The following is a 20,440-nucleotide window of genomic DNA, read 5'->3' on the forward strand; positions in this document are numbered from 1 at the left end:
ATCCCCAAGTGATGCACCGGACACAATATAGTTTTTATTTCACAACTAAATGCATGGCGACTAATGAATGGAGCAGGAAATTTTCTGGAGAACTGAGATGGTGGCAACAACACATGACATCTTCCAAGGTGATGATGCGGCGCAGACACTATCGGCGTGGCTCAGCCTAGACCACGGGAGCGGGGTTTATTCTGCTATATGCTGCCATGACGAATCTCGGAACATATTGGGGATATTAGAAAGTTGTCCGGATATATCTGATACAGACCGGGAACAAGGCTGGAAGTGTGTAGCTGAGCATGTGATACGATTCGAGCAAGATATTCTTGATGAACGTCTCATTCACTTGCGCACAGGCTATGCCGGTTCCTGTGACCGAGAGGGTGCTGCCTATTTTGACGACCACCTTCGTGGTATCAACGCATTCCCCAGAAATCACGCCAGTTTCCCAAAGATCCGCCAGCAGGCAAAAGCCATTCTGACCAGGGCAGCTTTTGACGATGCTCACGCGTACAATATGAATACGGCCTGTATGATCGCGCTGGCCTGTGGAATGGAGGACGACCTCCATGATCTTTTCGCACGCATGCCAGATGAATGCGCCCCTCGCCCTTTGACGGCCCTGACTGCGCTTAACAGTGCATTACAAGGGCGCGCTGTATGCGGGGCCGATGACGAATGGCAACCCATTCTACCAGATCGTCTGCAGCTCGCGGCGGCTCAGTCATATTTTGCCCTGGCTCAGCAGATTGATCTCCTTTCTCATGGGCCTTCGCTTTCTCCTGAGATAGGGCTGGGGCAGGATGGAATCCTTTCTCCTGATTGGCAGCATGCCTATGCCAATGTCTATGGCGTTGACACCAGGCAATTCTTTGGAATCATGTCATGGGGGTTTGGTAAGACGCGTCTTCCCGCATACCACCTGTCACAAGCCTTGAAATATGCCGCCGGATTATCGGCGGAGTCGGATGAAGTGGCAAAAGGACGGGAAAGGCTTTGCACCAGTGCCACCCATGCATTGGCTGAGCATTGCGAGGGATGGAGCGCATTCACGAAGGTCTCTTGCGGACAAGACAGCGAAGTTGTGAGGCGCTACAGCCTTTACGGAAGTCCCGATGGCGCGCCGGCCATGGCTCAGTTGCTGACGGAAGTGGCGTGCGCGGTACCGGCTGATATGCCAGGACTTGTGGATAGAGTTATTCGGACGTTTGATTTTGTCGCCGACTGTTACGCGCGCGTGTACGCAGAAACGGGTAATGAATTGTACGCTCCAACAAGATTCATCAATGCGGCAGCCAGCGAAAATGGAGGAATATCAGCCGCTCCGTCGGCCTATAGGGAACATGTTCAGGCGTATGCTAGGAATCGTCAATGCGCCGCTACGCCTTTGGTACGACCGGCTGTTTCAGAAGGGCCGCAGAATCTCCCTGCGGCAAGGCCTTCTTGATGTCAGAGTCCCTCAAGAACGGCAAATTCCCTCCATGTTGCCAGATGCCTATTTCTCGTGCCAAGGGATAGGGAGAGATTCCTTTAAGTGGGTTAGGTCAGTCAATGCGCGATCCCTATCAGGTTTTGGGCCTTAAACGCGGCGCGACGGCGGACGAGATCAAGCAGGCCTATCGCCGCCTGGCGCGTAAGCTGCATCCGGATGTGAATCCGGGCGATAAGGAATCCGAGGCCAAGTTCAAAAATGTGACCGCCGCTTATGATTTCCTGAACGATACGGTTCGGCGAGCCAAATATGACCGGGGCGAGATTGACGCCAGCGGCAATGCGATGGCCTATGCCTCGCAAGGGGCGCGTTCTGGCGCGCGGCGTGGCGCGGCGGGAGGCGATGCCTTTAACTTCGAATCCCGCTTTTCCGGGGCCGAGGTCAACCCGGAAGACTTGTTCGCCGATTTATTCGGCGCGGCGCGGCGTCAGGGTGGCTTTGGCGCGGGCGCGGGGCGTGATCCCTTTGCCGCCGAAGGCGCGGCGGCAGGCGGGGGCGATATCGTCAAGACTCTGTCGGTGTCGTTCATCGAGGCCGCTTGCGGCGGTCAACGCCGCTTGACCTTGGCAGGTGGGCGTACGCTGGAAGTCGCGATTCCCGCCGGGACCGAAGACGGACAAAGATTGCGTCTGCGCGGCCAAGGCATGGCCCATGCGCGGGGCAAGGGCGATTTGCTGGTCGAGATTAAGATCGAACCGCACCCCTATTTCAAACGCCAGGGCGCGGATATCCATCTGGACCTGCCCGTCAGCGTCCCCGAGGCTATGCAAGGGGCCTCGGTCACCGCGCCCACTCTGGACGGCAAGGTCACCTTGCGCGTGCCCAAATCGTCGAATACCGGCACCTTGCTGCGCCTGAAGGGCAAGGGCGTTCCCAAGCCGGGCGGCACGGCGGGCGATATGTACATCACCTTGCGCGTGGTGCTGCCCGAGAATCCGGATGCTTCCTTCACGAAATTCGTCGAAGGCTGGGCCAAAACCCATGCCTATAACCCGCGTAGTAAAATGGGGATGGAATAAATCGTTTGTTTCTTTATAGTTACGAGTTCATCCATCCCGTGCCGAGTCGGAAGAAAGTAAAACTTTACTGAATATTTACAAACGATTAACTTTCATAGAGAGAATAAATCTGTTACAATGCTTTCATTGTTACCTGGCCAAGGAGTGGCCGCCATCAAGCCTTCAAAGGCTTGCAACAACCAGGAGGTTGTCATGACTGAATACTCACTCGAAAACGTACTGAACTGGGCGCGTGAATCCAGCGAAAAGGGCGACCGAGACGTCATGTCTGCCGTGCTGCGCCAGGTTAACGCGGCTGTGCGGCGCGAAACGGGACTTGCTCAAGCGGGGTTGGTCGATGCGCTGATAGACGTGGCGCGGCATGAGACGCGCTCGGATGCTCGGCTGACGGCCTTGCGGACGTTAAAACAGTCGGAAGCGGAACCGTCAGCCCATGCGTTAGAGGTCCTCACGGGATTGGCGACAGACCGCCAGGAATCCGCGCCGGTACGCGCGGCGGCGCTTGAAGCGCTCGGTGCCATGGGCCTTGCGACAAAGGGGCCTCTACCGAGAGATATGGGCGCAACCTTGCACGCTTTGTCCACGGATCACAAAGAATGGACATTGGTGCGCGGCACAGCGCTTGAGGTGATGCACCGCCTGGCGCATGCGCACCGTATCGTCATTCCGGCTGATCTGGATATGAAGGGCCTGGCCGATATCGACGTGCCTGCAGAAGGCTGGTATGTCATGGCCGCCTAGGTGCGGCCATGGGGCATGGGACCTGTATGATGGGCGGCACCGGGGCCCTCTCTGGTGCCGCCATCATTTCTGCGCAGATTCGGCCTTGATCCAGCTGCGCCGACACGCGCCAATCAGGCGCATGCCGGCTTGAACAGCGCGACCTTCAAGCCTCGCTATCGACATCTCAACAATCTTCGAGAGATATGTGCCTTACCCGGACGGGGACGGGGCGGGAAGCGGGCCGCGATTTCTTGGCTGTGCCACGACGGGATGGGAAGGGGTTCTTGCGGAAGATGGCGGCTCGTCCCGCTCGGCGCGGGCCTTGATATCGGCCAAGCGCGGCAGGGGATCTGGCGTCACCTCGTGCGCGGGGCCTTGGGTTTTGGGCGCAGGCGGGGCCAGCACGACTTGCGCGTCCGGATTGGCGAACAGCTTGCGGCCCTGGGTCGAGTTGAACATACGCCGCAATAAGGCATTGCGCCGTGTTCCATCCGGATCTTGCGTGTCGTCAAAGGGCATGGCGATGATGATCGTGCCAACATCCCGCTCCAGCGATACCAGGTTCTCGCGCAGGTCAAGATTTTCGAGGTCGCCGGGCGCGCGTTCGGGCGGTTCGCCGCCTTGGATGATCTGTTCCAGATCGGCCTTGCTTCCATGGCGAAACTCAAAACGTCCGCCCTCTTCATCCACCCAGCAGCCCATCAGCGTTCCGCCGCGATAGGGGTGCAGCGTAAAACCGATCACCTCGCGTCCGGGATGCGCGTCGATGCCCGCCTTCTGACGCGCCTTGGCCAAGCCATACAGGCTGCCCACGCCCAGGCGGTCTTCCATCGCCATGAACCCCCGGCCAGAGCCGGCGGGGTTCGGGAAAGTTAGATCTAGAATCGATGTGGGCTTCATAACAAGCCGCTCCTTATCTGATACAGGTATGATTTTAAACGCCAAGTCGTTAAAACTTTCTTTAGAAAATCCGTAAACGGAATAAACAGACGATAATTTGATAATGTTCTTTTCAATAACTTAGCCGATTCCTGACGCCACTTGAATTCTGTGGGAGACACACCTATTGTTCTTAGCACTCGCCGCAGGTGAGTGCTAACGCAGGCGCAGCCGATCCGGCGCGCATGTATTGGCGGATTTTCAAGCATCACAGATCAGGAAACCAGAAGGAGGATCCCATGAAATTTCGTCCGCTTCATGACCGGGTGGTCGTGCGCCGCGTGGATGGCGACTCGAAGACCGTCGGCGGCATCATCATTCCCGACACCGCCAAGGAAAAGCCGCAAGAAGGCGAAGTCCTGGCCGTTGGTCCCGGCGCGCGCGACGAGGATGGCAAATACATCCCGATGGAAGTCAAGTCCGGCGACCGCGTGTTGTTTGGCAAGTGGTCGGGCACCGAGGTCAAGATCGATGGCGAAGACTTCCTCATCATGAAGGAGTCCGACATCATGGGCATCATCGAGAAGTCCGGCGCGGCCCCGAAGAAGAAATCGGCCTAACCCGGCATTTTCTGACTATTCAAGGAAAGGAATCACATCATGGCTGCCAAAGAAGTTCAATTCAACGTTCCCGCGCGCGACCGCTTGTTGCGCGGCGTGGACACTCTGGCCAATGCGGTCAAGGTGACGCTGGGTCCCAAGGGCCGCAACGTCATGCTGGAAAAATCCTTCGGCGCGCCGCGCGTGACCAAGGACGGCGTGACGGTCGCCAAGGAAATCGAACTGTCCGACAAGTTCGAAAACATGGGCGCCCAAATGGTGCGCGAAGTGGCCAGCAAGACCAATGACGCCGCCGGCGACGGCACCACCACCGCCACCGTTCTGGCTCAGGCCATCGCGCGCGAAGGCATCAAGGCCGTCGCGGCGGGCATGAACCCGATGGACCTGAAGCGCGGCATTGACCTGGCCGTTGAAGCGGTGGTCGAGGACATCAAGAAGCGCTCGATCAAGGTCACGACGAACGAGCAAATCTCGAATGTCGGCACCATCTCGGCCAATGGCGATCGCGAGATCGGCAAGATGCTGGCCAAGGCGATGGAGAAAGTGGGCAAGGAAGGCGTCATCACGATTGAGGAAGCCAAGAGCCTGGAAACCGAGCTGGATGTCGTGGAAGGCATGCAGTTTGATCGCGGCTATCTCTCGCCCTATTTCATCACCAACGCCGACCGCATGATCTGCGAATTGGAAAGCCCCTATATCCTGCTGCATGAAAAGAAGCTCTCAAGCCTGCAGGCGTTGTTGCCGGTGCTGGAAGCGGTGGTGCAGTCGGGGCGTCCCTTGCTGATCGTGGCCGAGGAAGTCGAAGGCGAGGCGCTGGCCACCTTGGTGGTCAACAAGCTGCGCGGCGGGCTGAAGGTCGCGGCGGTCAAGGCCCCCGGCTTTGGCGATCGTCGCAAGGCGATGCTGGAGGATATGGCGATCCTGACCCATGGTCAGCTGATCTCCGAGGATCTGGGCATCAAGCTGGAAAACGTGACCCTGGACATGCTGGGTTCGGCCAAGAAGGTGCGCATCGACAAAGAGAACACCACCATCATCGACGGCGCGGGCAAGAAGAAGGACATCGAGGCGCGCTGCTCGCAGATCCGCATGCAGGTCGAAGAGACGTCGTCCGATTATGACCGCGAGAAGCTGCAAGAGCGTCTGGCGAAGCTGGCTGGCGGCGTGGCCGTCATCCGCGTCGGCGGCGCGACCGAGATCGAGGTGAAGGAGCGCAAGGATCGCGTCGAAGACGCGATGCACGCCACCCGCGCCGCAGTCGAGGAAGGCATTGTGGCCGGCGGCGGCGTCACGCTGCTCTACGGCGCCAAGGCTTTGGAGAAGCTGAAGGGCGGCAATGACGATCAAAAGCGCGGCATCGAAATCGTCCGCCGCGCCTTGCAGTCTCCGGTGCGTCAGATCGCCGAGAATGCGGGCGTGGATGGCTCGGTTGTGGTGGGGCGTCTGTTGGATCAGGCGAACACCAATCACGGCTACGACGCGCAGCATGACGAGTATTGCGACATGATCAAGTCGGGCATCATCGATCCGACCAAGGTCGTGCGCACGGCGTTGCAAGACGCGGCGTCGGTCTCGGGCCTGCTGATCACGACCGAGGCGATGGTTGCCGAAAAAGTCGAAAAGAAGACCAGCTCGGGCGGCGGCGCACATGGCGGTGCCGGCGGCATGGGCGATATGGACTTCTAAGTTTATGAAGTCCCGTCAAACGAAGGGGTCGCAGGAAACTGCGGCCCCTTTTTTGTGGAGGGTAGCGCGATTGTCTGAACATGAATATAGGCCACAGAAATGAAATGGGTTGACATTTTGCGTAATTTATGCAAAATTATCATCTATTGACGGCCCGAAGGAGGGTAAGATGCTGATCGAGTTTCGCGTTAAAAATTTTCGTTCTCTTCGCGCCGAACAGATTTTGAGCCTTGTCGCGGCCAAAGACAAAACACTTCAGGAGTTTAACGTCGTTGCCTCTGGAGTGAAGGCCGCACCACTTCTGTTGCGGAGTGCGGTTATTTATGGCTCCAACGCTGGTGGCAAGTCCAATTTCATCAGAGCGCTTCAATTTATGCGTGGCGTTGTGATCGAGTCCGCCTCGGCCATGAAACCCGATCAGCCGTTTAATGTGCAACCTTTCCTTCTTGATGCGGAGTCAAGCGCGCAGCCGACAGAATTTGAGATCACCTTCATTCTGGATGGCATACGGCATCAGTATGGTTTTGCGCTAACGGCGCAACGCATCATCAGCGAACACCTGCTTGTGTACAAAGCCGCGAAACCTCAGCAATGGTTCAAGCGAACATATGATTCAGCAACGGGGAAAGATGTATACGAGCTTGGTGCCGGTCTCCGGGGCGATAAGAGTTTGTGGGAGCGCACAACGCGCCCCAATACGCTGTTCTTGTCGATGGCTGTTCATCTCAATAGCGAGCAATTGCGCCCGATCTTTCATTGGTTTGCAAACAAACTCGCCATCCTCAACGATATCGCTCCGTTGAATCCCGCATTCTCCATAGAAATGCTGCGCAAGCCTGAGGGGAAACAGGCAATATGTAACTTTCTGACAACCGCTGACATCAGCGTTACGGATGTAAATGTTGTGTCGAAGAAGGTTCCTAGCCGCTTTGTTCGCTTTGACGCCATAACAGGCGAGACAGAGGTTGGTAACGACGAGCAGGAAATTCATGAGCTTCATTTCCACCATGTGACCGATCAAGGCAAAGCCGTTTTCGGGCTCGGCGATGAATCTATGGGAACGCGCAATCTTCTGTTTTTCGCAGGGCCTGTTCTGGATGTTCTCAATAAGGGGCTCACGCTTGTCATTGATGAATTGAACAACAGTCTGCATCCGCTCTTGGTACGCAGACTGGTGGAAATGTTCCATAACCCAAAAATCAACGCTCAAGGGGCGCAGCTTATTTTTGTTACCCACGATACTTCCTTGCTTGATACGGACCTGTTCCGCCGCGATCAAATCTGGTTTGTCCAAAAAGATTCCACGCAAGCGTCAAGGCTATACCCCTTGTCAGACTTCAGCCCTCGCAAGAACGAGGCTTTGGAGCGCGGCTATCTGATGGGCCGTTATGGCGCGCTACCGTTTTTTAGTGAGCCGCAGGGGTCATAAATGGCGCAGGACAATTCGCCGTATATTCGTCAGCGGGCTCAACTGGAACGCAAAAAAAGCGGACGCGCGAGTCACGATAGGGTTCTCATCGTCTCGGAAGGCAAGAAAACAGAACCTCTGTATTTTGAAGAAATCAGGAGAACCTATCGGCTCCATACGGCAAATATCGAAGTGCGGAAAAGCGAGTTTGGCACACAGCCGAAGCAAGTCGTGGAATATGCCCGCGAACTTTTCCTAAATGGAGACCGACACAGAAAAATCGCACCCCGCGCGTTTGAGCGCGTATTTGCCGTCTTTGACCGTGATGAGCATCGCACTTACCATGAAGCCCTGTCTCTTGCTGAGTCGCTGAACGGTAAGCTGCTCAATGATGCCAAACAGAAGATTGAGTTCCAAGCCATCGCTTCCGTTCCTTGCTTCGAACTTTGGCTTTTATTGCATTTCGAGCATATCCAGCACCCCTTGCACCGCAATGATGCCCTGCAACGGCTGAAACAGCACATTCCAGGCTATGAAAAGGGCCTTGAGGGAACTTTTCGCCTGACGAAAGACAAGTTGAATGTTGCGTCTATGCGCGCACGAAGTCTTGCAGCGAACACCGCCCATCATGGAAATGAGCCCTATACGAACGTCGATTTTCTGGTCAATCTTTTGCGCAGCTTCGAGTGACGGAGCTGCACTGTCAAATATACAAACCGGTCTCTTTCGCCGCTATTCTTCGCACCAAACGAAAGGGGCCGCAGGAAACTGCGGCCCCTTTTCTTGTTGAGGATATTGCCAGGGTTCAGCCGGCGCGGATGCGGTTGAGGAAATCGCCGACCACGTTGCGCAAGGTGCTGGATTCGCGTGAGAGCTGTTCGGCGGCGCTGAGGACCTGGGACGATGTCTGTCCGGCTTCGGCGGCGGCCTGGGTGACTTCGCCGATGGTGCGGCTGACCTCGCCCGTGCCTTCGGCGGCTTGCTGGACATTGCGGGCGATTTCGCGCGTGGCGGCGCTTTGCTCCTCGACGGCCGAGGCGATGGTGGTCGAGATTTCATTGATCTTCTTGATGGTGCCCGTGATGCTGCCGATGGCGCTGACGGCGCGGTGCGTTTGCTCTTGAACGCCGCTGATTTGATTGGTGATGTCCTTGGTGGCGCTGCTGGCTTGATTGGCCAGGTTTTTCACTTCGTTGGCCACAACCGCAAAACCTTTACCCGCATCGCCTGCGCGCGCCGCCTCGATGGTGGCGTTCAGGGCCAGCAGGTTCACTTGGCTGGCGATTTCCTCGATCAGCTTCACCACATCGCCGATATTCTCGGCGGCCGTGCTGAGGTCCTTCATGACCGATCCGGTCTTTTCGGCTTCTTCAACGGCCATCCCCGCGACCTTGGCCGACTCGCTGATCTGCCGGCTGATATCGCCGATCGAGGCGTTCATCTCCTCGGTGGCCGAGGCCACGGTCTGCACATTGCCCGACGCCTGCTGCGAGGACTTTGCCACGGCCGTGGCCTGGATGTTGGTTTGCTCGGCGACCGAGGCCATGGATTGGGCGCTGGCCTGCATTTCGGTGGCGGCGGATGAGACGGTGTCCACCACGCCCTTGACGCTGCTTTCGAATTCATCGGCCATCTTCAGAGTCATGGCGCGGCGCTCTTGCTCGGCACGCTGCTTATTGGTTTCTTGCTCGGCCTGCAAGCGGTCCATTTCCAAGGCGTTTTGCTTGAAGACCTGCACCGTCTGCGCCATCGAACCGATCTCGTCTTTACGCTCCAGCCCCTGGACGGTGATGGTCTTGTTACCTTCAGCCAAGGCCATCATGACGGTCACGATATTCTTGAGCGGCGGAACGATGCTGCGCGATGTCAACCAGGCCAGCACCAGACTCAGCGCCAATGACATCACCAGCAGGACACGCATCAGACTCATCAGGTCTTGGGATTCCTGGTCTTGGCTCTCGTCCAAGGCATGCAGATCTTCCTCGAGGCTGGTCAATAATTTATACGCGCCATCGCTGATCTCCTGGCCCTTATCTCGCAACACGCCGTTAAGCATGGCGCTGACCTGGGCCTTGTCTCCGGCATCCTGCAGCGTGACCAGGCGTTCGAACATCGCCATATACTCATTCAAATCTTTCTCGATGCCTTGCGCCATCTCGCGCCGCTGGGGATTATGGAAGCTTGCTTGTGCTTTCTCGAGGGTTTCGTCTAGCTTCTTTCCCAGAATGCGCACCTGCTTATGGCGGTCATCGGCATAATAGACATAGGCCAGGACTTGTCGGCGTATCTCGACGCTGTCGCCACGGATTTTCATGACTTCGAGCTGCTGGCCGCTCTTTCTCACATATTCCTGCTGGCGCTCGTCGGCCTGGTGAATACCACCGTAACCGATCAAGCCGATAGCCAGGGACAGAACCAAGACCAGCCCAAAGCCCAAGGCAATGCGCTGTCCGATCTTAAGCCGAGAAAGAAGCACGCTCATGGCGATGTCACCTTTTTTTGTTGTTTTTAGCGGTGTCTGTTCTTGATGCAGATCAAGACAGTCTGCCACGCATCATTCCTGAAAAAGGTTTCTCAGGGGTTATAGTCAAGCCACATAATTTCCATAACATTTGACGATCTGATCGAGAGGTGTGAGAGGCAGAGCATATTGTCGGCGTTTTTTGATATTGGCGAAGTCACGCTCGATGGGATTGAAGTCTGGACTGTAGGGCGGCAGGAAAAGGATGTGATGGCCATATTGGGTGGCGATGGCGGCCAGGTCTTTCTTTTTGTGGAAGGCCGCATTGTCCCAGATGATGGTTGAGTTGGGGTTCAACTCTTTGCAGAGCATGTCGCGCGTCCAGTGATTGACAAGCTGGGCGTCGGCTGTTCCTTCAAACAGCATCGGCGCAAGAAAATCTTTGCCGCGATGCGCCGCGATCAAACTTGTACGCGGACGGCGATGGCCCGAGTGATCGCCATAAACCTTCTGTCCTTGCCTGGTCCAGCCATAACGACGACACGTTTCGGGAGCGAAGCCGGATTCATCGACATAGACGATGTTCTGCGAGCCCCGCATGGCGATGATCTCGCGCAAGGTGCGAAGATAGGCAATCCGCTTTTCCGGATCGCGCTCCTTGTATTTCAGTGTCTTTTTTTATGCGTGATCTTCATGGCTTTTAGAGCCATCCACACCGAATTGCCGTACACGCCAAAATGCGCCGCCCGTTCGCGTATGAGCGCATCGGGAAAGTCCCTCACATGCGCGCGCAAGGCCTCTTTATCCAGTTTTCTTCGTCGCGGCACACCTTTCTGCCGGGGCGCAAGATCGGACCGCACCAGCCAGTCTCGAACACACCACAGGCTGATGTCGAAACGACGTGCCGCTTCACGCTGGCCGCCGCCGCCTCGTACATACGCCACGACCTTCTTCCGAAAATCAACGCTGTAGGTCATGTCTCAGACATACACCAATCCCTCATAAAATGTTATGGAAATTATCTGGTATGACTATAACCTGGCAAAGAGCATTCGCTGTTAATGGAACGAAACGCTTTAAAAGATAGACCTTGTCACCGCCGCCATTAACCTTCATGAAAAAGTCTGGGCATAAGAATCGGCAGTGCCTGTATCGGCGGAGAAGAGGAATGCCACAACGGGGAAGACCCATAACACAGGTCCGAAATAAGCGGGGCAGGGCTTTTGCACCAGCCGAAGGCTGGCGCCGGGTCAGGCAGGTTTTGGCACCCGTTCTGGCGGCGGTGCTGGCGGGGTATTTTCTGTACAACACCGTCCAGGGCGAGCGCGGCTTACGCGCGGTGGCGCAATTGGATCGCCAGGTTGCGGATAGCCAGGCCCAATTGGCCGAGCTGCGCGCCCAACGCGCGCGCTGGGAACATCAAGTCGGCCTGTTGCGCGATTCAAATCTTGATCGGGATTTGTTGGAAGAACGCGCGCGTTCGGTGCTGGGCGTGGTGCGCGAGGGGGATATTGTCATTTTGACGCCGCCGGATGCTACCGGTCGGTCTTCTTCCTCTTCCTCCAAGCCTGCGGCAGGTTCCCATGACGCTGATTAAATCCACGCATCCGGCGGCCTTGCCCTTGCTGCCTAAGGGGGCCGCCTCTGGCGCGTTGGTGGCCGTCTTGGGAGCCTTGGTGTTGTTGGCCTGTCTGGCAGCGATGGCGCAAAGCCTGCTCTCGGCCACGGTGGCCGGGTGGAAGCCTTTTGTGCGCGGCGCATTGACGGTCGAGGTCGCCGCTTTGCCGCAAAGCGATGAAAGCCAGGACAAACGTGTCCGCGCCGTGGTCGATGCCCTGCAACGCACCCCCGGCGTCTGGCAGGTCGAAGCTTTGCCGCGAGAGCGCAGCATGGAGATGCTGAAACCCTGGTTGGACGATAGCGACATGTTGCGCGATCTGCCCTTGCCGGTGCTGGTGGACGTGGCCACGGACCCAGCGGCGCGGTTGCAGGCGCGTGATCTGGAAGCGTCACTGACGCGGGTGGCCGCCGGGGTCAGCGTCGATGACCATGCCGCCTTCGCGCGCGATCTGCGCCGACTGGCACGCTTTATGGAGCATGCGGCCTTGTGCGTGTTGGGACTGGTGGCCTTGGTGTTGATCGTGGGCGTGACCATCGTCTGTCGCGCGGGGCTGGCCGTACACCGCTCTTCTATCGAATTGCTGCATCTGTTGGGAGCGCCGGACGCTTCTATCGCCGCTTTATTCCGTCATCATGCGACGCGCTTGGCGGCTATGGGCGCTTTGGCGGGCAGCGTGTTGGCGGCGATCATCGCCTTTGCCGCTGGCGGGATGGTGGCTCGGCTGGGACTGCCCTTGCCCGACGCCAATATAGGACTTTTGGCTTTGAATCTGATCGGCACGCCTTTGGCGCTGGTATTGGGCACGTCCCTGGCCGCCGAAATCAGCGTGCATCTGGCCTTGCGCCGAAGCGTTTAGGGCGCGGCCTCGTCCTGGGTTTCCAAGCGGGGATTGGGGTCGATCAATCCACCGCATGTTGTGCTTAGGCGCAGATATTCGGCCGGACTGTCCACTTCTTCTTGTCGGCGGCCTAACTCGCTAAATAAACCGGCGGTCACGATTTGGGCGCGAGAGCGGATCGCTTCTTTCAGGACTTGATGAGCCTCGTCCTCGCTGGCGGAACCCATTAAGGGTTCGACCGGAACGGCCTGGGCCAGTCGCGCGCGGAAAGACGCCTCGTTTTGTGTAAAGAAAGCGCGATAAACGGATAGATGCTTGTGCTCATGTTCTAACACCGCTTGGCGGCGGCAGGGGTCTTGCGCCAGATCGCGGGCCACATGCACCACCGCCTCGCGCAATCCTACGCTGAATGTGACATGGCTTGGACGGGCGCACCATGTGCCGTCGGGTTGTCGCTCGCGCGCGCTGTCGAGCATAAAACTTAAGGCCCGCTGGCTTTCCGTCAGGCCCACCACCTGCATCGCGGCGGAGTCGGCCAGGCGTACGCCCAGTCGGTTGCCCCCTGAGGCCTGCCACAAGCGGGCGATCTGGCCATAACCCCGATCAAAGTCGTAGCGCGGTTCTTCCATCACCAGAGCCACGGCGCATCCTTCGCATGTCACGCGCGGACATATCGCGGCCAAAGACGGCGCGGCGGATAGGGCCATCCATCCCAGCCCGGCCAAGATCCGTACAGCGAATATCCGCCATGGCCGGAAAGCGTTCATCGTGATCGGCCTGCGCCAATGTCAGGTTTTTGAAAAAAATGATCCACGATCTCTTGGGTTTGACCGTTGCATGTCCTGCCGATGCGCGCATATTCGGCCGGGTTATCCACTTCGGCCTGCCTTTCGCGGCGTTCGGCTTGGACGATATCGTGGATGCGTTCGATCGTCGCGTGCAAAGACCCTTGCATGTCTTGTTGCAGCGCATCCGGATGCCCCACTTGCACACGGCTGACCTTGTCCGCCGCATTCATGATCTCGTTCTTGATCCATGTGGCCTTTTCGTTCAGTAACCTCCGGTCGGTGTCCACATGCTTGGCTTCGTGCTTTAATACCTCATTAAAAGGGCAGGAGCGGCGCGGCAATTCGCGCGCCACATAGACCACATGCTGTCGAAAGCCAAAGGTCACTTTCAGGTCGCTCAAATACACGCATGCGCGACCAGGGCCGATCTGGCGCACGGAAAAGCTGGTGGACTGATCTAACACCAGATTGCCCGATGTCAGGCCCAGAGTGTGTGTCGCCATTTCCTTGGAAGAAATCTGCTTCCCGCCCATACGACTTAAATGCGGGTTGATCTTGCCATTCGCTTCATTGTCCAGAGACTGGATTTCCCTAAGGCTCAAACTGAATTTTTGTTCGGGCTCCTCAAAAACCAGGTCAATAGTGATATTCGCGTGATTGTTAGCCGGGCATGCGATCTCGGCTTCTTCCGCCCAACTGGGGGCACTCGCCATACTCAGACAAACGCCGATGATCAGGCCCAGAGCCTGTCCTCGAACGCGCTTGTCTTTCATAAGGATGGTCATGTTTGCCCTCGGTTATGATCCTGTGCCCCATCGACACAGAATCCCTTCCCAACCCAGGACAGTATAAATCGTCTTCCTCAAGACACGGTTAAACCGCAAGCGGATCAAGCCTGATATATCAAGGGGTATCACGCAGTGGCTCGGGAGAAATTGGAACAGGATTTGAAGGTGTTGCCTTAAAGGCTGACGGTCTCGACCGTTTTAAAGACGATATCCGATAGGGATCTGGCATAGGCGAAGGGAATCTGCGCCTCGCGCAGCAAGCCCAGCGCGAAGTCCTGTTCGGGAGAATGCTGGGCGGGATTCATGGTGCCCAGTTCGACATGCGCGACGTGCAGATCGACGAGGATCAAGGCGGTGGAGCCGGACAACATGTCCAAGGGCAAACGCACGCGCATATCCCGCATGGGCATGGAAGTTTGGATGAAATGCTTCATCAAGGCGGCCATAAAGGGATCGTCGCGCCAATCGATGCAGGGGTCATATTTCCAGCCCAACGGGCTATGTGCGTTCTGAGCAGAGGGTTTGGCTTGATCAAAGGAATGTTTCAGTTGCCACCAGCTTCCAGCCATGTCCCCCTCATCGGGATAAGACAAAGTGGCCGGGATTTCGTGAATGGCCATCCCGCCTTCTTCCAACAAATGGCGGCCCAACTCCACGCTGCGCTTCCATTTGGGAGGATAGGCGCTTTCTTCCCGAGGCAGGCAGGCATCCAGCACCACCGTGCCCAATCCCGCCGGGATCATGGCGACCAGGGCGCTGGCACAGGCGGCGCATGGTGTATGCGTGCTGGCGATGGTCAAGGGCTGGGGGTGGCCCTCTCGCCCCTGGCGCATCCAACCCAGCAATGCGCGCATCTCGGCATGCAGGCTATAATAATCCCATAATTCCGATGTGATGACGCGCTCGACCGAATGGGTAATGCCATGCGGAAAGCCGTTGCAAGCGCGGCTGACGGGCCGCCCATCTTGATCGGCGATCACCGCTCCCACCCGAGTGGTCGCATGGTCGCTGCACAGCGCCGCGCGATAGGCTTCGGTCAGCAGACGGGCATGGAAGGAATCGGCATGGGACATCGGATCGTATAAATCACACTCGTCCCTAACGTACAATTAAGGAACTCTTCCTGAAAATGGGCGGGTTCGTTAACAAGCAAAGAAATTATATCGATCCTTGACTAAATAGGCGGGATAGGCGTAGGAAACGCCCATCGCAAACCTCGAACCGTGAGGCATCAGAAATGAATATTTACAAAAACGCTCGCGATTTCGCCAAGAATGCTGCTGGTGTTTGCGTTAAGGCATCAAAAATAAATGTTAGAAAATTGGCTAAGGATTTCGCCGAGAGTTCTTCAGGTGTTTGTGTTGCGGGCATTGGTGTTGGTGTTGTTGCTTTTGGTGTTGCTGGTGTTTCTATGGCTATTTGGCTTATTAATGATGCTAATTTATATGCTGGGGTTGCGCTTCTCATTGCTACCAATGGTATTCAATGTGCTGTTGCTTGTTATGGTTCTCATGTCGTTAATGCTTCTGCCAAATCTTATAGTTACATTACTGGATGTGTGATTGGAGTTTGTGCAGCTGCACTTTTTGCAGACAAAATACTGATGCCCCAAGCGCTGCCAGCACAGAAAGAGCCAGCTAAAACGCTCGAACAGCCCGCCCCTTCTTGCCCTTCACAGCACCCAGGTTCAATGCCCTACAGAGGAACAACTGACATTGTGAAGATAATCCCTAAATTCCCATCCGATCTTAGGCTTTCCCTCGTATAAATTAAGGCACCTCTCCCCGCCCCCTCAAAATAGAGGGGGTGGCAAGAATCGGCTTGCCAAGCCGTGCGTCTTGTGGGACTAATGCGCCTAGAACAAAACAAGCACATCGGTCCCACTTTCAGCCGGAGAACAGATCATGGCCAGCAGTTCCTCCCCCGCCCGCAACGTGGTGGACAAGAAAGAAGACAATGACCGCCTGAAGGCGTTGGACGCCGCTTTGGCGCAGATCGAACGCGCCTTTGGTAAAGGCTCGGTGATGCGCTTGGGCGCGCATAACGAGGCCGAAGGCGGGGTCGAGGTCATTTCCACCGGCTCGCTGGGCCTAGACCTGGCCCTTGGCATTGGCGGCTTGCCGCGCGGACGTGTGGTCGAGATTTACGGCCCGGAAAGCTCGGGCAAGACCACTTTGGCACTGCATGTGGTGGCCCAGGCGCAAAAAGGCGGCGGGACCTGCGCTTTTGTGGACGCTGAACACGCCTTGGATGCCGGTTATGCCAAGAAATTGGGCGTGGATATCGATTCCTTGCTGATCTCGCAGCCCGATACCGGCGAACAGGCCTTGGAGATCGCCGATACGCTGGTGCGTTCGGGGGCGGTGGACGTGTTGGTGGTGGATTCGGTGGCCGCCTTGGTGCCCAAGGCCGAATTGGAAGGCGAGATGGGCGATACCCATGTCGGTCTTCAAGCGCGGCTGATGAGCCAGGCTCTGCGCAAGCTGGCTGGCTCCATTTCGCGCTCGCGCTGCATGGTCATCTTTATCAACCAGATCCGCATGAAGATCGGCGTGATGTTTGGCAATCCCGAGACCACAACGGGCGGCAACGCGCTGAAATTCTATGCCTCGGTTCGCTTGGATATCCGCCGCATCGGCTCGATCAAAGAGCGGGACACGGTAACAGGCAACCAGACGCGCGTGAAAGTGGTCAAGAACAAGATGGCCCCGCCTTTCCGCGTGGTCGAATTCGATATCATGTATGGCGAAGGCGTGTCCAAAACCGGCGAATTGATCGATCTGGGCCTGGCCGCCGGCGTGGTCGAAAAGTCGGGTGCCTGGTTCTCCTATGACGGCCAGCGCATCGGTCAGGGCCGTGAGAATGCCAAGGCATGGATGCGCGACAACCCTGCCGCCGCCGTCGCCCTAGAAAACAAGATCCGCGCCAATGCGGGCCTGGTGGCCGATGCCATGATGGACGTTCCCGATGTGGCGGACTCGGCCGAGATCGGCTGATCTTGGACATTCATTTCCCCCGCGCCTGTCATGTCCTCATGTCGGGTGCGGGGGCATAATTGGTTACATTACTTTCATTGAATGCGCGTAGGATAGGTTCTAGTCAATTCTAATCAAGACGATGTCACCCGGGTATAACGCCGCTTCATTCTTTCATGGGCCGTTGTTACCATGAAAAAGACACAGGGAAATGATGAAGCAGAGATGTCGTGCGGTTTTCGCTGATTGAAGAAAGGGGTGGGTTCTATGCTGACTGAAGAGAATTTGCAAACCCGTTTTGGGAATGATCTGGCGCAGTTATTGGTGCGTGTTTTGCTGCCGGTTGAATTGGCAGCGCTGGATTCCTTGACTTTGCTGCCCTATCTAGAGGCGCGGCGTTACTTGGCTGAGAAGCAATGGAAGGACTCGCAGGTTGCCACCCATAGCCAGCAGATGCCGGCCCGGACGGACACCAGCAAGGTCAAAGCCTTCGCCGTTCTGGAAAATGGCAGGAACCCATCTGCGGCCTCGCGATCCAAGGCGTTGGAGACCCATGCGACTTGTGACGAGTCCAAGGTCGCGCAGGGCGTGAATCCTGCTAAGGACAATTCCACCGATGGCAAGGTAACCTCGATGCTGCAGATGGAATATCTGGAGGCGGTGGCGCTTTACAACTTGATCCGTGGGGCGACGCCGCTGGAGGATATCCTGACCTTACGATCGCCCGAGGCGCTGATGAAGCCGAATGCGGACGTGTCTAATATACTGCGACGTCCGCAGCGCCAGGAGCCCGTTGCTGCCCGGACTGCCGCGGCAAGTCTTGATTACGAGGATGACGAGATATTCGAGGCGGCGGCCAAGCGCGCGCGGGCGCATCTCAACTGAGCCTGCAACTGCGCCATAAAGGAATCGCGCGCCTCGCCTGAGGCTGCCGAGTCCGGACCGCCTCGGCCCGTCATGACGTCGGTTAGGGCCATTTCCAGCTTCTGAACGCGCTCAAAGGCGTCTTGACGATCCAATTGATTGGCCTCTTGGGCATATGGCGCGAGAATGCGACAATAGCCGGGGGTCACCTCGGCCACGCCTTCCTCGATAAAGAAAGAACGCTTTGTGGGGGCTGCGGCGGTCGCGGCATCGGCGGACGAATCCACCTCAACCTCCACCACCCCCGGTCCCAGCAGGGCAACCATAGCCTCATGTCCGGGCAATACGCCCATTTGTCCTTGTTCGCCCGGCAGCAACACGCTTTGCGCGCCGGTCCGCAATAAAGACTTCTCGGGAGTCAACAAGGCGAATTCGAAGTCAGAGATGCTCACGGCGACTCACTCATCTGTTGGATCATGTGGTGACAGCATGCCCAGCCCCCATTTGTCAAGATGGCTTGGCAAATCATGCGTTCAGATCGAACTCTAGCACCAAAGCCTGGTGGTCAGAGATCAAATCCGGAGCCACATGGAAGCTGTGAACACGGACCGCCTCGTTCACAAAGATATAATCTGTGACCACATCGTCTTTCCAGGCAAAGGCGTTGCGCGTGGTCGGTGTCTTGTGTTCCTGGCATAAATTACGCAATTCGCCGTTCAAGCGCGCCAATGAGGTCGCTTCGGGCCGCAAATTCAGGTCACCCGTCACGATGACGCCTCCGGGCGCGTTCTTGGCGCGGTCTGCCGCCATATTCATTTGGTGCATGGTTCGCTCATCGCCCTGATAGTCGTTTTTGACAAGCAATCCGTGCGTATTGATGAGGGTAAGAGGAACGCCTCCCACATCCATCTGGGCGATTTGGGTGTTATTCGGCTCAAAGTCACTCTTGTTTGGGCGGAATGTCTCAAGGCAGGGGCCATGCGGACGATCCACATCGGTGTGATGAAGGGGCAGACGGCTAAAAATGCCATTACCGAACGGAACCTTCATCCCCATGAGCTCCATATTCAGGAAAGGACTAAAGAAAATATGGGGATAAGACAAACGAGCCTGCATGTCTTTGATCACATCAAACATATGGGTTTTATGCGGCGCGTCGGTGACTTCTTGCAGGCACAGGATATCGGCCTGCTCACGCTCCAGAAACCGCATCGCGGCATACATCAGGCGACCTTGCCAGATATTCAATTGAATCAGCTTCATGGGTTCCTCTGACATCTTTGGGGTGGGCGTGAGTATTGCATATGCCGTGTTCTTAGAGTAGATAGATCGTGTCCGGTCTGAAGAGGCCGGAACATCGCACGCAGAGCCGGTGCGGGGGTGCCCCTTTGTGGGCGCTTTCGCGGCCTTCTCCGGTGTCTTTCTTGAAAAGACCCAGTTCTGCGCCAGGATCAACCGGAGCCAAGAAGGAGCCATCACCATGGCCATCCCTGTCGTTACTATGAGCCAGATGTTCGAAGCTGGCGTCCATTTCGGTCATCATCCCCGCCGCTGGAATCCCAAAATGGCCCCCTATCTGTTCGGGGTTCGTAATGGCGTCCATCTGATGAATTTGGACCTAAGCTTGCCGATGCTGAATCAGGCCCTGCAAGCCGTGCGCGACGTGGCCGCCAAAGGCGGGCGCGTGTTGTTCGTGGGCACCAAGCACCAGGCGCGTGATCGCGTTGCCGCCGCCGCGCAGCGTTGCGGCCAGTATTATGTGAATGATCGTTGGTTGGGCGGCATGCTGACCAACTGGAAGACCGTCTCGCAATCCATCAAGCGCCTGCGCGACATCGAAGAGCGCCTGGCCAGCGACGATGCACAAAAACTGACCAAGAAAGAGCAGCTGCAAATCAGCCGCGAGCGCGATCGTCTGGAACGTTCCTTGGGCGGAATCAAGGAAATGGGCGGTCTGCCCGATATCATCTTGGTGATGGACACCAATAAAGAAGCCATCGCCCTTGCCGAAGCGCAGCGTTTGGGCATCCCCACCGTGGCCATTTTGGACAGCAATTCGAACCCCGACGGCGTCATCTGGCCGGTGCCGGGCAATGACGACGCCTCGCGCGCGTTGGACCTGTACTGCCAGTTGTTCGCGGATGCGGTGCTCGATGGCTTGCAGGCCGAGATCACGGCCAGCGGCGAGGATATCGGCTCGAACGCCGATCTGCCCGCCACCATGGGCAAGGACGCCTCGCCCAGCGCCGCGTAACTCGTTTTCCCTCTTTGCCGAAAG

General features: G+C 57.0%; 22 protein-coding genes. 13 read left to right on the forward strand and 9 right to left on the reverse strand.

The window, feature by feature from the left end:
- The first annotated feature begins 67 nt into the window (after window positions 1–67).
- The 3 genes from IPI58_05285 (at window position 68) to IPI58_05295 (ending at window position 3,252) form a co-directional block, all read left to right on the forward strand.
- On the forward strand, window positions 68–1,447 hold the full coding sequence (locus IPI58_05285) for a hypothetical protein (protein QQR68274.1): 1,380 nt from the start codon (window positions 68–70) through the stop codon (window positions 1,445–1,447).
- Between the two features lie 104 nt (window positions 1,448–1,551).
- Window positions 1,552–2,511, forward strand: a complete 960-nt coding sequence (locus IPI58_05290) for a DnaJ domain-containing protein (protein ID QQR68275.1) — start codon at window positions 1,552–1,554, stop codon at window positions 2,509–2,511.
- A gap of 192 nt (window positions 2,512–2,703) precedes the next feature.
- Window positions 2,704–3,252, forward strand: coding sequence for a HEAT repeat domain-containing protein (locus IPI58_05295; protein ID QQR68276.1), 549 nt, complete (start codon window positions 2,704–2,706; stop codon window positions 3,250–3,252).
- A 192-nt stretch (window positions 3,253–3,444) separates the two neighbouring features.
- On the opposite strand, the gene IPI58_05300 is transcribed toward IPI58_05295, so the two are convergent.
- A complete protein-coding gene (locus IPI58_05300) occupies window positions 3,445–4,134 on the reverse strand; it encodes a hypothetical protein (GenBank protein QQR68277.1) in 690 nt (229 codons plus the stop codon).
- A gap of 278 nt (window positions 4,135–4,412) precedes the next feature.
- Here IPI58_05300 and groES point away from each other — a divergent pair, with 278 nt between their 5' ends.
- The 4 genes from groES (at window position 4,413) to IPI58_05320 (ending at window position 8,517) form a co-directional block, all read left to right on the forward strand.
- Complete coding sequence (groES, locus tag IPI58_05305; protein ID QQR68278.1) at window positions 4,413–4,733, forward strand: co-chaperone GroES; 321 nt, start codon at window positions 4,413–4,415, stop codon at window positions 4,731–4,733.
- A gap of 39 nt (window positions 4,734–4,772) precedes the next feature.
- Window positions 4,773–6,419, forward strand: coding sequence for a chaperonin GroEL (gene groL / locus IPI58_05310; protein ID QQR68279.1), 1,647 nt, complete (start codon window positions 4,773–4,775; stop codon window positions 6,417–6,419).
- 169 nt (window positions 6,420–6,588) lie between these two features.
- Window positions 6,589–7,848, forward strand: a complete 1,260-nt coding sequence (locus tag IPI58_05315) for an ATP-binding protein (protein ID QQR68280.1) — start codon at window positions 6,589–6,591, stop codon at window positions 7,846–7,848.
- A complete protein-coding gene (locus IPI58_05320) occupies window positions 7,849–8,517 on the forward strand; it encodes an RloB domain-containing protein (GenBank protein ID QQR68281.1) in 669 nt (222 codons plus the stop codon).
- A gap of 115 nt (window positions 8,518–8,632) precedes the next feature.
- Here IPI58_05320 and IPI58_05325 read toward each other — a convergent pair whose 3' ends face one another.
- The 3 genes from IPI58_05325 to IPI58_05335 all read right to left on the reverse strand — a co-directional run bounded on the left by IPI58_05325 (window position 8,633) and on the right by IPI58_05335 (window position 11,265).
- Complete coding sequence (locus tag IPI58_05325) at window positions 8,633–10,309, reverse strand: MCP four helix bundle domain-containing protein (GenBank protein QQR68282.1); 1,677 nt, start codon at window positions 10,307–10,309, stop codon at window positions 8,633–8,635.
- A gap of 105 nt (window positions 10,310–10,414) precedes the next feature.
- Window positions 10,415–10,957, reverse strand: a complete 543-nt coding sequence (locus IPI58_05330; GenBank protein ID QQR70052.1) for an IS630 family transposase — start codon at window positions 10,955–10,957, stop codon at window positions 10,415–10,417.
- Window positions 10,954–11,265 (reverse strand): transposase, encoded by a 312-nt coding sequence (locus IPI58_05335; GenBank protein ID QQR68283.1) that lies wholly within the window; start codon window positions 11,263–11,265, stop codon window positions 10,954–10,956. Before IPI58_05335 ends, IPI58_05330 begins: the two co-directional genes overlap by 4 nt.
- A gap of 191 nt (window positions 11,266–11,456) precedes the next feature.
- On the opposite strand from IPI58_05335, the gene IPI58_05340 reads away from it, so the two are divergent.
- Complete coding sequence (locus IPI58_05340; protein ID QQR68284.1) at window positions 11,457–11,885, forward strand: septum formation initiator family protein; 429 nt, start codon at window positions 11,457–11,459, stop codon at window positions 11,883–11,885.
- Window positions 11,872–12,765, forward strand: coding sequence for a hypothetical protein (locus IPI58_05345; protein QQR68285.1), 894 nt, complete (start codon window positions 11,872–11,874; stop codon window positions 12,763–12,765). Before IPI58_05340 ends, IPI58_05345 begins: the two co-directional genes overlap by 14 nt.
- Here the strand turns inward: IPI58_05345 and IPI58_05350 are convergent.
- The 3 genes from IPI58_05350 to IPI58_05360 all read right to left on the reverse strand — a co-directional run bounded on the left by IPI58_05350 (window position 12,762) and on the right by IPI58_05360 (window position 15,396).
- Window positions 12,762–13,514 carry a hypothetical protein gene (locus IPI58_05350; GenBank protein QQR68286.1) on the reverse strand — a complete coding sequence of 251 codons (753 nt, stop codon included), beginning with the start codon at window positions 13,512–13,514 and terminating at the stop codon, window positions 12,762–12,764. The genes IPI58_05345 and IPI58_05350 overlap by 4 nt on opposite strands.
- Window positions 13,511–14,320 (reverse strand): hypothetical protein, encoded by an 810-nt coding sequence (locus IPI58_05355; protein QQR68287.1) that lies wholly within the window; start codon window positions 14,318–14,320, stop codon window positions 13,511–13,513. The genes IPI58_05350 and IPI58_05355 overlap by 4 nt, the downstream gene beginning before the upstream one ends.
- A 176-nt stretch (window positions 14,321–14,496) precedes the next feature.
- A complete protein-coding gene (locus tag IPI58_05360) occupies window positions 14,497–15,396 on the reverse strand; it encodes a hypothetical protein (protein ID QQR68288.1) in 900 nt (299 codons plus the stop codon).
- Between the two features lie 164 nt (window positions 15,397–15,560).
- On the opposite strand from IPI58_05360, the gene IPI58_05365 reads away from it, so the two are divergent.
- The 3 genes from IPI58_05365 to IPI58_05375 all read left to right on the forward strand — a co-directional run bounded on the left by IPI58_05365 (window position 15,561) and on the right by IPI58_05375 (window position 18,183).
- Window positions 15,561–16,091 (forward strand): hypothetical protein, encoded by a 531-nt coding sequence (locus IPI58_05365; protein QQR68289.1) that lies wholly within the window; start codon window positions 15,561–15,563, stop codon window positions 16,089–16,091.
- 136 nt (window positions 16,092–16,227) lie between these two features.
- Window positions 16,228–17,319 (forward strand): recombinase RecA, encoded by a 1,092-nt coding sequence (gene recA, locus IPI58_05370; GenBank protein ID QQR68290.1) that lies wholly within the window; start codon window positions 16,228–16,230, stop codon window positions 17,317–17,319.
- A gap of 246 nt (window positions 17,320–17,565) precedes the next feature.
- Window positions 17,566–18,183, forward strand: coding sequence for a hypothetical protein (locus tag IPI58_05375; protein ID QQR68291.1), 618 nt, complete (start codon window positions 17,566–17,568; stop codon window positions 18,181–18,183).
- Here IPI58_05375 and IPI58_05380 read toward each other — a convergent pair.
- Together IPI58_05380 and IPI58_05385 are read right to left on the reverse strand one after the other, a co-directional pair.
- Window positions 18,123–18,614 (reverse strand): F0F1 ATP synthase subunit epsilon, encoded by a 492-nt coding sequence (locus tag IPI58_05380; GenBank protein ID QQR68292.1) that lies wholly within the window; start codon window positions 18,612–18,614, stop codon window positions 18,123–18,125. The genes IPI58_05375 and IPI58_05380 overlap by 61 nt on opposite strands.
- A 73-nt stretch (window positions 18,615–18,687) precedes the next feature.
- Entirely contained in the window at window positions 18,688–19,425 is a 738-nt protein-coding gene (locus IPI58_05385) for an endonuclease/exonuclease/phosphatase family protein (protein QQR68293.1), read from the reverse strand.
- A gap of 217 nt (window positions 19,426–19,642) precedes the next feature.
- On the opposite strand from IPI58_05385, the gene rpsB reads away from it, so the two are divergent.
- Window positions 19,643–20,416, forward strand: a complete 774-nt coding sequence (gene rpsB, locus IPI58_05390) for a 30S ribosomal protein S2 (protein ID QQR68294.1) — start codon at window positions 19,643–19,645, stop codon at window positions 20,414–20,416.
- Window positions 20,417–20,440: the final 24 nt, after the last annotated feature.

It is taken from the genome of Alphaproteobacteria bacterium (genome assembly GCA_016699305.1).
Lineage (GTDB): Bacteria > Pseudomonadota > Alphaproteobacteria.

Coding starts and splice junctions, on each gene's coding strand:
- IPI58_05285 (QQR68274.1), top strand. CDS start 68: ATGGAGCAGGAAATTTTCTGGAGAACTGAGATGGTGGCAACAACACAT.
- IPI58_05290 (QQR68275.1), top strand. CDS start 1,552: ATGCGCGATCCCTATCAGGTTTTGGGCCTTAAACGCGGCGCGACGGCG.
- IPI58_05295 (QQR68276.1), top strand. CDS start 2,704: ATGACTGAATACTCACTCGAAAACGTACTGAACTGGGCGCGTGAATCC.
- IPI58_05300 (QQR68277.1), bottom strand. CDS start 4,134: ATGAAGCCCACATCGATTCTAGATCTAACTTTCCCGAACCCCGCCGGC.
- groES (QQR68278.1), top strand. CDS start 4,413: ATGAAATTTCGTCCGCTTCATGACCGGGTGGTCGTGCGCCGCGTGGAT.
- groL (QQR68279.1), top strand. CDS start 4,773: ATGGCTGCCAAAGAAGTTCAATTCAACGTTCCCGCGCGCGACCGCTTG.
- IPI58_05315 (QQR68280.1), top strand. CDS start 6,589: ATGCTGATCGAGTTTCGCGTTAAAAATTTTCGTTCTCTTCGCGCCGAA.
- IPI58_05320 (QQR68281.1), top strand. CDS start 7,849: ATGGCGCAGGACAATTCGCCGTATATTCGTCAGCGGGCTCAACTGGAA.
- IPI58_05325 (QQR68282.1), bottom strand. CDS start 10,309: ATGAGCGTGCTTCTTTCTCGGCTTAAGATCGGACAGCGCATTGCCTTG.
- IPI58_05335 (QQR68283.1), bottom strand. CDS start 11,265: ATGACCTACAGCGTTGATTTTCGGAAGAAGGTCGTGGCGTATGTACGA.
- IPI58_05340 (QQR68284.1), top strand. CDS start 11,457: ATGCCACAACGGGGAAGACCCATAACACAGGTCCGAAATAAGCGGGGC.
- IPI58_05345 (QQR68285.1), top strand. CDS start 11,872: ATGACGCTGATTAAATCCACGCATCCGGCGGCCTTGCCCTTGCTGCCT.
- IPI58_05350 (QQR68286.1), bottom strand. CDS start 13,514: ATGAACGCTTTCCGGCCATGGCGGATATTCGCTGTACGGATCTTGGCC.
- IPI58_05355 (QQR68287.1), bottom strand. CDS start 14,320: ATGACCATCCTTATGAAAGACAAGCGCGTTCGAGGACAGGCTCTGGGC.
- IPI58_05360 (QQR68288.1), bottom strand. CDS start 15,396: ATGTCCCATGCCGATTCCTTCCATGCCCGTCTGCTGACCGAAGCCTAT.
- IPI58_05365 (QQR68289.1), top strand. CDS start 15,561: ATGAATATTTACAAAAACGCTCGCGATTTCGCCAAGAATGCTGCTGGT.
- recA (QQR68290.1), top strand. CDS start 16,228: ATGGCCAGCAGTTCCTCCCCCGCCCGCAACGTGGTGGACAAGAAAGAA.
- IPI58_05375 (QQR68291.1), top strand. CDS start 17,566: ATGCTGACTGAAGAGAATTTGCAAACCCGTTTTGGGAATGATCTGGCG.
- IPI58_05385 (QQR68293.1), bottom strand. CDS start 19,425: ATGAAGCTGATTCAATTGAATATCTGGCAAGGTCGCCTGATGTATGCC.
- rpsB (QQR68294.1), top strand. CDS start 19,643: ATGGCCATCCCTGTCGTTACTATGAGCCAGATGTTCGAAGCTGGCGTC.